The 13341-nt window shown below is 62.8% G+C and carries 12 protein-coding genes; 10 read left to right on the top strand and 2 right to left on the bottom strand.

What is annotated here, in order from left to right:
* Window positions 1-54: 54 nt before the first annotated feature.
* From secD to Q390_RS0103295, 3 genes are read left to right on the top strand one after another with little or no spacing between them, the layout of a single operon-like run.
* Window positions 55-1950, top strand: a complete 1896-nt coding sequence (gene secD, locus Q390_RS0103305) for a protein translocase subunit SecD (RefSeq protein ID WP_027994798.1) — start codon at window positions 55-57, stop codon at window positions 1948-1950.
* Window positions 1951-1962: 12 nt separating this feature from the next.
* Window positions 1963-2922 (top strand): protein translocase subunit SecF, encoded by a 960-nt coding sequence (gene secF, locus Q390_RS0103300; RefSeq protein WP_027994797.1) that lies wholly within the window; start codon window positions 1963-1965, stop codon window positions 2920-2922.
* A gap of 39 nt (window positions 2923-2961) precedes the next feature.
* Window positions 2962-5301, top strand: a complete 2340-nt coding sequence (locus Q390_RS0103295; protein WP_027994796.1) for a DUF1631 domain-containing protein — start codon at window positions 2962-2964, stop codon at window positions 5299-5301.
* A gap of 30 nt (window positions 5302-5331) precedes the next feature.
* On the opposite strand, the gene dprA is transcribed toward Q390_RS0103295, so the two are convergent.
* Together dprA and Q390_RS0103285 are read right to left on the bottom strand one after the other, a co-directional pair.
* Window positions 5332-6549: a DNA-processing protein DprA gene (gene dprA / locus Q390_RS0103290; RefSeq protein ID WP_027994795.1), complete on the bottom strand. Its 1218-nt coding sequence runs from the start codon at window positions 6547-6549 to the stop codon at window positions 5332-5334.
* 47 nt (window positions 6550-6596) lie between these two features.
* On the bottom strand, window positions 6597-7838 hold the full coding sequence (locus Q390_RS0103285; RefSeq protein ID WP_027994794.1) for a LysM peptidoglycan-binding domain-containing protein: 1242 nt from the start codon (window positions 7836-7838) through the stop codon (window positions 6597-6599).
* A 177-nt stretch (window positions 7839-8015) separates the two neighbouring features.
* On the opposite strand from Q390_RS0103285, the gene def reads away from it, so the two are divergent.
* The 7 genes from def to Q390_RS0103250 all read left to right on the top strand — a co-directional run bounded on the left by def (window position 8016) and on the right by Q390_RS0103250 (window position 13261).
* Window positions 8016-8525 carry a peptide deformylase gene (gene def / locus Q390_RS0103280; RefSeq protein ID WP_027994793.1) on the top strand — a complete coding sequence of 170 codons (510 nt, stop codon included), beginning with the start codon at window positions 8016-8018 and terminating at the stop codon, window positions 8523-8525.
* Complete coding sequence (gene fmt, locus Q390_RS0103275; RefSeq protein ID WP_027994792.1) at window positions 8522-9487, top strand: methionyl-tRNA formyltransferase; 966 nt, start codon at window positions 8522-8524, stop codon at window positions 9485-9487. Before def ends, fmt begins: the two co-directional genes overlap by 4 nt.
* Window positions 9488-9504: 17 nt before the next feature.
* Window positions 9505-10254, top strand: a complete 750-nt coding sequence (locus Q390_RS0103270; protein WP_037472031.1) for an AzlC family ABC transporter permease — start codon at window positions 9505-9507, stop codon at window positions 10252-10254.
* On the top strand, window positions 10251-10586 hold the full coding sequence (locus Q390_RS0103265) for an AzlD domain-containing protein (protein WP_027994790.1): 336 nt from the start codon (window positions 10251-10253) through the stop codon (window positions 10584-10586). The genes Q390_RS0103270 and Q390_RS0103265 overlap by 4 nt, the downstream gene beginning before the upstream one ends.
* 69 nt (window positions 10587-10655) lie before the next feature.
* Window positions 10656-11858 (top strand): phosphoglycerate kinase, encoded by a 1203-nt coding sequence (locus Q390_RS0103260; RefSeq protein WP_027994789.1) that lies wholly within the window; start codon window positions 10656-10658, stop codon window positions 11856-11858.
* 165 nt (window positions 11859-12023) lie between these two features.
* Window positions 12024-12710: a hypothetical protein gene (locus Q390_RS0103255; protein WP_156949812.1), complete on the top strand. Its 687-nt coding sequence runs from the start codon at window positions 12024-12026 to the stop codon at window positions 12708-12710.
* Window positions 12707-13261 (top strand): FlgO family outer membrane protein, encoded by a 555-nt coding sequence (locus Q390_RS0103250; RefSeq protein ID WP_027994787.1) that lies wholly within the window; start codon window positions 12707-12709, stop codon window positions 13259-13261. Before Q390_RS0103255 ends, Q390_RS0103250 begins: the two co-directional genes overlap by 4 nt.
* Window positions 13262-13341: the final 80 nt, after the last annotated feature.

Genomic DNA, 13341 nt, shown 5'->3' with positions numbered 1-13341 from the left:
GCGGCGCGCCAGCCGGTACGCTGCGTCCATTGTTCCTGAGGTAGAAGCGCGATCATGAACCGTTACCCGGTCTGGAAGTACGCGATCATTGTGGTCGCGCTGTTGGTGGGGATTTTGTACACCCTGCCCAATTTTTTTGGTGAGGCGCCAGCTGTGCAGGTGTCTTCGGCCAAAGCCACCGTCAAGGTCGATACGGCGGTGCTGCAACGCGTGCAGTCCGCCTTGGACGCCGCCGGCGTCAAGCCCGACCTGATCGGTCTGGAAGGCACCTCGGTGCGGGCGCGTTTTGACACGCCCGACACCCAGCTCAAGGCCAAGGACGCCATTCAGAAGGCACTGGTGCCCGATCCGTCGGACCCGATGTATATCGTCGCGCTCAATCTGGTATCGCGTTCGCCCGCCTGGCTGACCGCCATCCATGCCGCGCCGATGTACCTGGGCCTGGACTTGCGCGGTGGCGTGCATTTCATGCTGCAGGTGGACATGCAGGCGGCGCTGACCAAAAAGGCCGAGTCGTACGCTGGCGATATCCGCAGCGCCTTGCGCGACAAGAATATTCGCCACGGCGGCATCAGCCGCAATGGCCAGACCATTGACATACGGGTGCGCGATGAGGCCACTCAACTGGCCACGCGCAATCTGATCGCCGACCAGTTCCCCGATCTGCAAAGCACCAGCAGCGCCGACGGCAGCGAGTTCCGACTCACCGCCACCATCAAGCCCGAAGCCCTACGCCGTGTGCAGGACCAGGCGCTCAAGCAGAACATCACCACGCTGCACAACCGTATCAACGAGCTAGGCGTGGCCGAGCCGGTGATCCAGCAGCAGGGCCTGGACCGCATCGTGGTGCAGCTGCCCGGCGTGCAGGACACCGCCAAGGCCAAAGACATTCTGGGCCGTACCGCCACGCTGGAAGTGCGCATGGTGGACGAAGGTACCGAGGCACGCGCGGCGGAAATGGGCTCCGGCCCGGTACCGTTTGGCGATGAAAAATACCTCGACCGCAATGGCCAGCCGGTGATCGTCAAGAAGCAGGTGGTGCTGACCGGCGAGAACCTGACCGACGCCCAGCCCGGCTTTGACAGCCAGACCCAGGAAGCCACCGTCAACCTGACGCTGGACGCCAAGGGCTCGCGCATCTTCAAAGACATCACGCGCGAGAACGTCGGCAAACGCATGGCCATCGTGCTGTTTGAAAAGGGCAAGGGCGAAGTGGTGACGGCTCCGGTGATCCGCGCCGAAATTGGCGGTGGCCGTGTACAGATTTCTGGCCGCATGTCCTCGACCGAAGCCAACGACACCTCCTTGCTGCTGCGCGCTGGCTCGCTGGCTGCGCCGATGGAAATCATTGAGGAATACACCATTGGCCCGAGCCTGGGTGCCGACAATATTGAGCGCGGTATCAACAGCGTGGTCTGGGGCTTGTTGGCGGTGGCGACTTTCATGTGCCTGTACTACCTGCTGTTTGGCGTGATCTCCACCCTTGCACTGGGCGTCAACGTGCTGATGCTGCTGTCGGTGCTGTCGATGCTGCAAGCCACGCTGACCCTGCCCGGCATTGCCGCCATGGCGCTGGCGATTGGTGTGGCGATTGACTCGAACGTGCTGATCAACGAGCGCATCCGCGAAGAGCTGCGCGAAGGCGCCTCACCGCAGATGGCCATCCATGCCGGCTACGAGCGCGCTTGGGCCACCATCTTGGACTCGAACGTGACCACACTGATCGTCGGCCTGGCCTTACTGGCCTTTGGCTCCGGCCCGGTGCGCGGCTTTGCCGTGGTGCACTGCATTGGTATTTTGACCAGCATGTTCTCGGCGGTGTTCTTCTCGCGCGGGCTGGTCAACCTCTGGTACGGCGGCAAGAAAAAACTCAAGAGCGTGTCCATCGGTCAGATCTGGAAACCCGACGCCGACACCACGACCACCACGGCCGTGGCCAAGTCTCACTAAAGGAGGAAGACCATGGAATTCTTCCGCATCAAAAAAGATATCCCTTTCATGAAGCACGCGTTGGTTTTCAACGCGATCTCCTTCATTACCTTTGCGCTGGCCGTGTTCTTCCTGTTCTCGCGCGGCCTGCACCTGTCGGTGGAGTTCACCGGCGGCACGGTGCTGGAGGTGGCTTACAGCCAGCCGGCCGACTTGGCCAAGGTGCGCTCGACCGTCTCGGCGCTGGGCTACAACGATGTGCAGGTGCAAAATTTTGGCACTGCGCGCGACGTGATGATTCGCCTGCCGGTGCAAAAGGGCGTGACCTCGGCACAGCAAAGCGAGCAGGTGATTGGCGCGCTGAAGGCAGCGGACGCCGAAGCCACGTTGCGCCGCACCGAGTTTGTCGGCCCGCAGGTGGGCGAAGAACTGGTGCATGGCGGCCTGATGGCACTGGGCATGGTGATCATCGGCATCGTGGTGTATCTGGCAATGCGCTTCGAGTGGAAGTTTGGCGTTGCCGCCATCATTGCCAATCTGCACGACGTGGTCATCATCTTGGGCTTTTTTGCCTTCTTCCAGTGGGAGTTTTCGCTCTCGGTGCTGGCGGCCGTGCTGGCGGTGCTGGGCTATTCGGTGAACGAGTCGGTGGTGATTTTTGACCGGATCCGCGAGGCCTTCCGGCGCTACCGCAAGATGAACACCCACGAGGTGATCGATCACGCCATCACCAGCACCATGAGCCGCACCATCATCACCCACGCCTCGACCGAGGCGATGGTGTTGTCGATGTTCTTCTTTGGTGGCCCGAGCCTGCACTACTTTGCACTGGCGCTGACGGTGGGCATTCTGTTTGGCATCTACTCGTCGGTATTTGTCGCCGCCTCGATTGCCATGTGGCTGGGCGTCAAGCGCGAAGATTTGGTCAAAACGGTACGCAAGGAAGGCGAACCACAAGATCCGGATGACCCGAACGCCGGCGCCACCGTCTGATCGCGGCTCTGGGCGTTTCTGCGTTTATCCTGTCCAGCCATGCACCCACCCGCCCCCTCTCCTTTACAGCGCCGTCTGGCCAGCACCGTGCGCCAGCAGGTGGTGGAGGGGCTGTGCGGCGGCATGGCTGGCGTGGACCAAGCAATTCTGGATTTTTTGACTGAGCTGATGTCGCAAACCGGCACGCAGCGCGACATGCAGGAGCGCCGCGACGCTTGGTCGGCGTACCAGAAGCACCGTGCCAACTGGGTGCAAGGTATGACCAAAGCCTGGCAAGCTTGTTTAGCGCCTGCCATAGACTCACGCCAGAACGCTCCGCCCCCCCTGGACTTTGCGTTGCTCAGCGACGATGTGGTGGAAAACAAGATCATTGCCTCGCGCATCGCTCTGATCGTGATGGAGCATGTCAGCACCACTTTTGACCCCTTGCGCCTGCGCATGCAAGTCCTAGAAGGGGAACTGGTCAGCACCGATATTCTGCGACCCGAGGCCATCTGCCTGACGCTGGTAGAACAATGGATACAGGTGGCGCTGACACGCGCCGAGTTGCAACTGGTGATCGATCCTTTACAGCGCAGCCTGGCAGAGCTGTTGCAGCGCATCTACCAGAAGTGCAACGATTTTCTGGCCGCACAAGGCATCACTCCCCAGCAGGATTTGCGCGTACGGGTGCAGCGTCCAGCGGGGTCCGCAGCAGCGGGCCCGTCAGGCACCGGATTTGGCGGTCTGGTGTCACAGCCACTGGAGCAGTCGCAGGCCGCACGGGCGCCAGCGCACCCCGCGACCATGGCTTCGGGATACGGCCGCCTGTTGCCAGAACACAGCCAACGTCCCACGGGCGGCCAGCTAGGCGCGCCGTACCCGCAGCCCTCGGGCCTGACGCCGCTAGCGCGCGCACGCCAGCGCGCGCAGGGCGTCATGGGCCAGTTGCGCCGTTTTCTGACGCAGCCAGCCACCGGCTATGACATGGTCCATCCGCCGCCTGCATCGAGTGCGCTGGTACATGCCCTGGCTGCGCACCGGGTGCAGGCAGAAACCTACTACAGCACCATGGGTTCGTTCATCGAAGATTACAGCCCGGCGGCCATGGCGCATCTCTCCGGGGTCATGCGCCAGCGCTCGGAAAAATTCAAGCAGACCGCCTCGACCGACAGCGAAAAAGCCATCATCGAGGTGGTGGCGCTCATGTTTCAAAGCATTCTTGCAGAAGACCGCATACCGTCCGCGGTGCGGGTATGGTTTGCTCGCCTGCAGGTGCCGGTGCTGCGGGTTGCGCTGGCCGAGCCCGAGTTTTTCAGCAATCTCAACCACCCGGCACGCCAGCTGATCGACCGCATGGGATCGTGTGTGCTGGGCTTTGATACCACCGCCGTCAGCGGTGGGGCGCTGGAGGCCGAAATCCGCCGCGTGGTGCAGGTCATCGAGCAGTACCCGGAAACCGGGCGACGTGTATTTCAATTGGTACTGGATGAGTTTGAGAAATTTCTGGCGCATTTCCTGACCGAGAAAAAATCCACCTCGCAGCTGGTCAGCGTAGCGCAGCAGATTGAACAGCGCGAAACCCTGGCCATCCAGTACACCATCGAGCTGCGCACCATGCTCAAAGACATGCCGGTGCGCGAGGAGATCCGGGATTTTCTGTTCAAGTTCTGGGCTGAAGTGCTGGCCTTGTCGGCCGTACGCGATGGCGCCCATCACGCCGATACCGTGGTGTTCAAACGCACGGCCGCCGATCTGGTGTGGGCGGCCAGTGCCAAGCCCAGTCGCAGCGATCGGACCCAGGTCATCCAGGGGCTGCCGGGGCTGCTGCAGCGCCTGCGCCAGGGTCTGGCCCTGACAGGTGTCGCCGGAACGGCGCAAGACACCCAGCTCAAGATACTGACCGACACGCTGGCAGAAGCTTTCCTGTCTAAAACAGCGGCGATTCCCCAGGAGCACATCGAAGCCATGGCCAAGCGCCTGGAAAATCTGGAAGACTTCATTGACGACGCCGTGATGGGTGATTTTCCGCTGGACGCCGACAGCATCGAGATGATGCTCGGCATCGACGCCTCTTCCATCCACGTCATCGCTGACAACGATTCCCCGGTCGAAGAGGGCATGGTGCAGTGGGCGTATGAACTACCACTGGGCACCTGGTTCACGCTGGACCACAACGGCGCCAGCGCGCAGGTGCAGTACGCCTGGCACAGCCAACGCAAGCAGTTGCACCTGTTTGCTGCCATGGATGGCAGTACCTACCTGATCCAATTGCACCGCCTGGGTGCCTATCTGCAGACGGGGCTGCTGGTGGCGCAGGAAGAAGAAGGGCTCACGGTGCGTGCCACCCGCGACGCGCTGGCCAAACTCGGCGCCAACCCCGAGCGGCTGCTGGGTTGAATACCCGGTAAACGCCGACGGCAGCGCGCTTCAACCGCGCCCCAGCCTTTGAAACAAGCCGCCCGGCAGGCGTGCTATCTCGCCCGCCAGTTCCAGCTCCAGCAGCTCCACCTGCAATGTGGCCGTGGCCAGGCCGGTGCGTGCCTGCAGGGCATCCAACCCCGCCGGCTCGTAGCCCAACGCTTGCAACAGCGCAGTATCTGGCACCTCCAGGCGCTGCTGGGGCAGTGGCAGCAAGGACGGCAGGGGACGCTTGGAGCGGGCAGTTGCTGGCGCTGCAGCCCGGCTACCGAGGCCGGTCAAACCCACTGGACTGGACAAGTGCAACTCTTCCAGCACGTCCTGGGCCGTTTCGACCAGTTTGGCGCCTTGCCGAATCAGCGCATGGCAACCGCGTGACTGCGGCGCGTGGATGGAGCCGGGAATGGCAAACACCTCACGTCCTTGCTCGGACGCCAGGCGCGCCGTGATCAGCGAGCCCGATGCGGGCGCAGCCTCGACCACCAGCGTGCCTTGCGACAGGCCGGCAATGATGCGGTTGCGCTTGGGGAAATTGCCCGGCAGCGGCGGCGTGCCGAGTGGGTATTCGCTCACCAGCAGGCCATGGGCGGCAATGCGGTGGGCCAGATCGAGGTGGCGGCGTGGATACACCCGGTCCAGGCCGGTGCCGACGATGGCCAGCGTGGCCGGCGTGCTGTCGCTCTCCTGGGCATCGGCCAGCGCGCCCTCATGGGCGGCAGCATCCACCCCCAGCGCCAACCCCGAGACAATCGTCAGGCCGGTGGCGCGCAAGGCGCGGGCAAACTGCCGCGCGTTGTCCTGTCCTTGCGCCGTCGGGTGGCGGCTACCTACGATGGCCAGACAGGTGCCGCGCGGAAATGGCTCGGCGCCCGGGCCGATAAAGCGCGCAGCGCCGAGCAGGTACAGCAGCAGCGGTGGGTCTTCTGTCTCCAGCAGCAAGGACGGGTATTGGACATCGCCCAGCGCCAACAGGGTGCGCGCTGGCCCGCCTGAGGGAGCCGCATGCAACCATTGCCAGGTGGTGTCCAGCAGCGCCGCCAATCCGGCGGGCTCTTGCAACAACGCCTGGGCCTGCACCGCCGTCACGCACTGCTGCAAGGCATGGAAGGACTGCTGAAAAATAGCCTGGGGCAGACCAAAGGCCTGCAGCAGGCGCCGCGCTGCAGCGTTGCCAATGCCGGGCGTGAGCGTCAGGCGCAACCAAGCGCAGAGGTCATCGCGTTCCATGCAACAAACTATTTCAGGCAGCGCAGCCATCGGCAGCAGATCGGCCATTATTGCGGGTTGACGAGCCGGTCGCCCACCCGCACGGTGTTGCGCACATCCAGAATCAAGGCATACGAGACGCGCTCGAAGGTGCGAAACACGATCGCCATGCCGTTGCTCTCGCTGGGCAGTTTAATGACCGGACGCGAAGGATCGGTGGTGTCCTTGATGCGCTCACCCTGGGTAAGCAGGCTCAGCACATGGCCGGTCTGCAGGCCATCCTGCTCGCCCAGATTGATGGCAATCACCTGGTTCTGCGCCGCATTGGCAACGGCGCCGCTGCCATAAATGGAAACCACCCGCGCATCGACCTCGGTTTGCGGGGCGTGCGGCGTGTAATTCATGAAGGCGCGGGGTGGCTCCGGCAGCAGGCGGTCGCCCGCACGAATTTCTTCTTTGGCGGAGAGAATATCGATCGTCGCCGGGACATATTCAGACACCCTGCCGCCCTTGCCATTGGCACTTTCTTCGGTCGATTCACCGCGCACCAGTTCGGCCTTGCCAACATACAGCGCCTCGTAGCCCAGCACCTCCTGGGTGAGCGGATCTTTCAGGGGCACCGCCTGGCGCACGATGCGGTACAGGCGCGGCTGGCCGGGCTCGGCGCGCAGCGGATCGGCCGCTTCGCCGCGTGCGTAGGCACGGTCTCCGGTGGTCATCAGCACGCGGTCATCCACCGTGGCAACAATGCGCGGCGCCTGCTCCAGAACCATCGCCTCCACCACCAGCGGCTCGACCAGGAAGGGCTCGATCAGGTGTGGCTTGAGTGTCGGCAGGGCGGTGTCGCTCAGGCTTGCGCTGCGGGTACGGGGTGAAATGCGCACCGTTTCCAGCGCGCCCGGTGCGCCCTGGGCCCCGTGGGTACCGGTGCGCAGGCGGGCCACGCCGTCCTGGCGCTCCAGGGTAAGCGTCTGCCCAGAGTAGATCAGGTGCGGGTTGGCAATGGCTTGCCGGTTCATGCCCCACAGCTGTGGCCAGTACCAGGGACGGCGCAGGTACAGGCCGGCAATGCCCCACAGCGTGTCGCCGCGCTGGACCACGTAGTGATCGGGTGCATTGGGCGTCAGTTCGGCCAGTGGCAGGCCTTTTTCTGCCACTTGCTGCGCCGTGGCGCGCTCATTGGCCGTGGCGGGCGGTGTGTGTGCCAGCACCGAAGCCGTGCCGCACACGGCGACCAGCAGGGTGAGCGCCCCCAAGGCGGCGCGCGACACAGCGCCAAAATGTGCTTGCGGGTGGTTGGTGTGATGCATTGCTAAATCGCCCCTGGCTAGCGCCGTTGGACGCCTGGGCACCAGGCTATGCGGCTAAATACGTTACAAATCACCGGGGATTTTCAGCCCAAGCCCTTGATTGGGCAATGATTATTGGCTTGACGGGGCGCACCCAGGCAAAAGTGGCGAAAATAGCGACACCTTTTTTTTGTGACCATGGCCATTCTTCCCATTCTTTGTTATCCCGATCCACGCCTGCACACTGTCGCACGACCGGTGCAGGCCGTCGATGAGCGTGTCCGGGCCATCATCACCGACATGCTGGCGACCATGTACGACGCCCATGGCATTGGCTTGGCCGCCACGCAGGTCAACGTGCATGAGCGCATCGTGGTGATTGACGTCTCTGAAGAGCGCAACCAGCCGCTGGTGGTCATCAACCCCGAAATCGTCTGGGCCAGTCCCGAAACCCACGTCGGTGATGAAGGCTGCCTGTCGGTACCCGGCATTTACGATGGCGTCGAACGCGCCATTGCCGTGCATGTGCGCGCGCTCGACGAGCACGGCCAAGTGCGTACCATCAAAGCCGAAGACACGCTGGCAGTGTGTCTGCAGCACGAGATGGACCACCTGCTGGGCAAGGTGTTTGTCGAATACCTCTCCCCCCTCAAGCGCAACCGCATCAAGACCAAGATGGTCAAGATGCAGCGCGAGGCCGCTGAATGAAGGTTGTTTTTGCGGGCACGCCCGAATTTGCCCGTACCGCCCTGCAGCATCTGCTGGACGCCGGTTTTTCGGTGCCGCTGGTGCTGACCCAGCCCGACCGCCCGGCCGGGCGCGGCCTGAAGCTGCAGGCCTCACCCGTCAAGCAATGCGCGCTGGATCACGGCATTGCCGTCGCCCAGCCGCGCAGCCTGCGCTTGGACGGCAAATACCCCGAAGATGCCGCTACTGCGCGCGACGCCCTGCGGCAAGCCGATGCCGAGGTGATGGTGGTCGCCGCCTACGGACTGATCCTGCCGCAATGGGTGCTCGACCTGCCGCGCTACGGCTGCCTGAACATCCACGCCAGCCTGCTACCGCGCTGGCGCGGCGCCGCACCCATCCACCGCGCGATTGAAGCTGGCGACGCCACCACCGGCGTCACCATCATGCAAATGGACGCCGGCCTGGACACCGGCGCCATGTTGTTGACCCGCAGTCTGGCCATTGCCGACACCGACACCACCGCCAGCCTGCACGACCGATTGGCGGCTTTGGGCGGGCCGATGGTGCTCGAAGCGCTGCAGCAAGCGGGCCAAGGCACGCGGCAACCCGTGGTGCAGCCAGCAGAAGGCATCACCTACGCACACAAGATCGAGAAAGCTGAAAGCAACATCGATTGGTCGCTGCCCGCCACCACCATTGGCCAGCGCATCCGCGCTTTTGACCCGTTCCCCGGTGCCAGTACTACGTTCGGCGCTGACGTTATCAAACTATGGAGTTATGAAATTGATAGCTACCAGCACACGGATCTAAAGGGCTGCGGGCACATTTTGTCTATAAATGACGCTGGAATCACCGTGGCCTGCGGTGATAACACCGCTTTGCGGCTGACAGTGCTGCAACGCGCCGGCGGCAAGCGCTTGGCCGCTGCCGACTTTCTGCGCGGCTTTGATCTGCCGCCGGGCAGCGTGCTGGGCGCCTGAGCCGCACCGCCTGCGCCATGACGACGCTGCGCGCCACCCTGCGCAACCCGCACTTTCGCCTCGGTGTCTCCGACATGTTCAGTGTCGGCGTGGGCGTCGGTGCCTGGGGACTGGTGACCGGCGTGGCCATGGTCAAGAGCGGCATGTCGGTGCCACTGGCGCTGATCATGTCGCTGCTGGTGTACGCCGGCAGCGCCCAATTGGCCGTCATTCCCTTGCTGGCCGTCGGCGGCCCGCTGTGGGTAGTGTGGCTGACAGCAGCCTGCGTCAATTTGCGTTTTGTGATTTTCAGCAGTATGTGGCGCAGCTATTTTCAGCACCTGCCACGGCGCCAGCGCGTGACGCTGGGCTACTTCAGCGGCGACGTCATCTTTGTCGCCTTCATGAAGCGCTACCCCAAACCAGTGCCTGAGCCGAACCAGGTGCCCTATTTCTGGGGCGCGGCCAGCGTCAACTGGCTGGCGTGGCAAGTGCCGTCGGTGGCCGGTATCTTGCTGGCCCACGTGATCCCGCTATCCTGGGGGCTGGGCTTTGCCGGGGTGCTGGCCTTGCTCGGCGTGCTGCTCTCGCTGGTCTTTGACCGCGCTACCTGGCTGGCCATGGGTGTGGCCGCCAGCGTCGCCATTGCCGCCTTTGCCTTGCCGCTGAAACTCAACATCTTGGTGGCAATTGCTGCTGCCGTGGTGACCGGTCTTCTGGTCGAAAGCATCGAACGGCGCCGTACGCCAAAACACACACCGAGACCACCCGAAGAGAGTCCGCCATGACCGGGGACTGGCTGATGCCCCTGGTGGCGATTGCCGGACTGGCGCTGATCACCCTCATCACGCGCGCCTTCTTCATGTTGCCCGAGCGCGAGATTCCCATGCCCGATTGGCTGCGGCGCGGCCTCAAATACGCCCCCCTGGCCGCACTGACCGCCGTCATTGCGCCAGAAATCGCCATGGTGCAGGGCCAGCTCATCCATACCCTGCAAGATGCCCGCCTGCCCGGCGTACTGTGCGCAAGTGCTTACTATTTCTGGCGCCGCGGCATTCTGGGCACCATCGTGGTCGGCATGACCGTTTATTTACCGCTGCACATCGCTCTGGGTTGGTAAGTTTCGCGTGCAGGGGCCTGCCTACAATGGCGGCCCTGCTCTCCCCCTGATTTGCCGGACTCTTTTGCCATGACTATTCTTCGCTTTTCTGATCTGTGTGCCCAGGGCCAGCCCCGTGGCCAACGCGTCTTTATCCGTGCCGACCTGAACGTGCCGCTCGACGCACAAGGCCACATCACCGAAGACACGCGTATTCGCGCCTCGCTGGCGTGCATCCGCATGGCATTGGACGCTGGCGCCGCCGTGATGGTCACCAGCCACCTCGGACGCCCCACAGAAGGCGCGTTCAAACCCGAAGACTCGCTCGCCGTTGTGGCCGCGCGCCTGTCCGAGTTGCTGGGTTGCGAGGTGCCGCTGCGCTCCAACTGGCTCGGCGGTGTTGATGTCCAGCCCGGCCAGGTGGTGCTGCTGGAGAACTGCCGCGTCAACATTGGCGAGAAGAAAAACACCGAAGCGCTGGCACGCCAACTGGCCGCGCTGTGCGATATTTTTGTCAACGATGCTTTCGGCACCGCACACCGCGCCGAAGGCACGACCTATGGCATTGCGCAATACGCGCCCATCGCCTGCGCCGGCCCGCTGCTGTCGGCTGAGATCGATGCCATCACCCAGGCGCTGGCGCACCCGAAGCGCCCGCTGACCGCCATCGTTGCCGGCTCCAAGGTATCGACCAAGCTGACCATCCTCAAAAGCCTGGCCGACAAGGTCGATCGACTGATTGTGGGCGGCGGCATTGCCAACACCTTCATGCTGGCCGCCGGCCTGCCGATTGGCAAAAGCCTGTGCGAGCCTGATTTGGTGCCAGAAGCCCGCGCCGTGATCGACGCCATGAAGGCGCGCGGCGCGGAGGTGCCGATTCCCACCGACGTGGTCACCGCCAAAATTTTTTCTGCCGATGCACCGGCCACCGTAAAGGCCGCCAACGCAGTCGAAGACGACGACCTGATTCTGGATATTGGCCCCGATACCGCACGCGCCTTGGCGCAGCAATTGGCATCGGCCGGCACTATTGTCTGGAATGGCCCCGTGGGGGTATTTGAATTTCCGGCCTTTGAAAATGGCACACGCACCATTGCCCACGCCATTGCCGAATCCAGCGCCTTCAGTATTGCCGGCGGCGGCGACACGCTGGCCGCCATTGCCAAATACGGTATTGAAAAACAGATCGGCTATATCTCCACCGGCGGCGGTGCCTTTTTGGAAATGCTGGAAGGAAAGGTTTTACCGGCTGTCGAAATCCTGCAGAAACGCGCTGCGGCAAGCGCACCATAAACCAGCACCAGCACTGTGATAAAAACCACAAAACAGCTGTTTATGTAACTTTTTCGCCGCTTTTTTTCTTGTTTTTGTGCAAAATCCCACTGAAAGTCATTTTCAGTTTTGTACAGGGTGGCGATTTTTCTGCACACCATGTCTGTTCGTAGGGAAGGAATCACCGTGTTTTCAAAAACCATCCGCCTGGCCATATGGGCCAGCGCAGTCGCTGTTCTGGCCGGCTGCGCCAGCAAAGCGCCTATTCCGCTGGCAGAGAACTTTGAGCTCACCGTCCAGCCCAAAGTGCGCTCCGCCGGCCATTGGGACCTGCTGGCGCGCGATGTCGTGGCGCAAACCCTGGGCACACTGGAAAAATCAGGTATCGACCCGAACACGCAGCTGCATGTGGCCTTGCCGCCCAGTCCAAGCGAGTTTGACCTGGCATTCCGTGAGTTTCTGATCACCAAGCTGGTACAAACCGGCGCTGGCGTGCGGCAAATGCCCAACCAAGCCTTGCTGGAGGTGACCTACCACACCCAGGTGGTGCGGCACACCAGTGATCGGCCCCACTTCATTCCCGGCCAGTTCACCATGCTGGCCAGCGGCCTGATGGCTGCCTATGGCCTGCGCAACCAGCACCTCGATATGCAATTGCTGGCCGGCCTGGGCGTGACTGCAGCCATGGACTACGCCGCCAGTACCCATACCGGTGGACCGACCAACACCGAGATGATTCTGACCACCACCGTCACACGCGATGGCCAATACATCGCCCGCAAAACCGACGTGTATTACCTCGAAAACGTCGATGCACCGCTGTTCATGCGCTCCTCTTATCGCAACGTCAACATGAAGGTGGTGACGCAATGAAGACACCCGTTCTTGTCACTGCTGTAGCGGCCGCCCTGCTGGCGGGCTGCACAGCCAGCGCCCCGCCGGTGCGCACCGAGCCCACCTACCAGGAGGCGGCCTCCAGCCCGTTCATTCAAAGCAGCCGCGACGCCATCGCCACCTTGACCGCCGGCTTTGAAATGGCCACTTTGGGCACCGGCCCGGTACTGGTGGCTACCGTGGTCAACGTCAACGACATGAGCCGCTCGGCACCGCTGGGGCGCACGCTGTCCGAGCAATACGCCTCGCATATGGCGGCCCTGGGCTTCAACGTGAAGGAACTCAAGCTGCGCGGCGACGTGTTCGTCAAGGAAGGCGCTGGCGAATTGCTGCTGTCGCGTGAAATCAAGGACATTGCGCGCAACCACAACGCGGCCATGGTGCTGGTCGGCACCTACTCTGCCGCCGCCAACTACACCTACGTCAGCCTCAAGCTGGTGCGCACCGAAGACAGCCGCATCGTGCGCGGCCACGACTACGCCCTGCCCAACGACCGTGACGTGCAGCGCCTGCTGCAAGTGCAGCGCTGAAATCACCCAGCGCTTCGTCCCTGACTCCAGGACCGTCGATGGACGGTCTTTTTTTTGCCTACTTGAGGGGGCGATATCTC

This window comes from Simplicispira psychrophila DSM 11588, assembly GCF_000688255.1.
Taxonomy (GTDB): Bacteria; Pseudomonadota; Gammaproteobacteria; order Burkholderiales; family Burkholderiaceae_C; genus Simplicispira; species Simplicispira psychrophila.
Note: the sequence above shows the minus strand (reverse complement) of the source record. Positions and strands in the feature narration are given on the sequence as shown.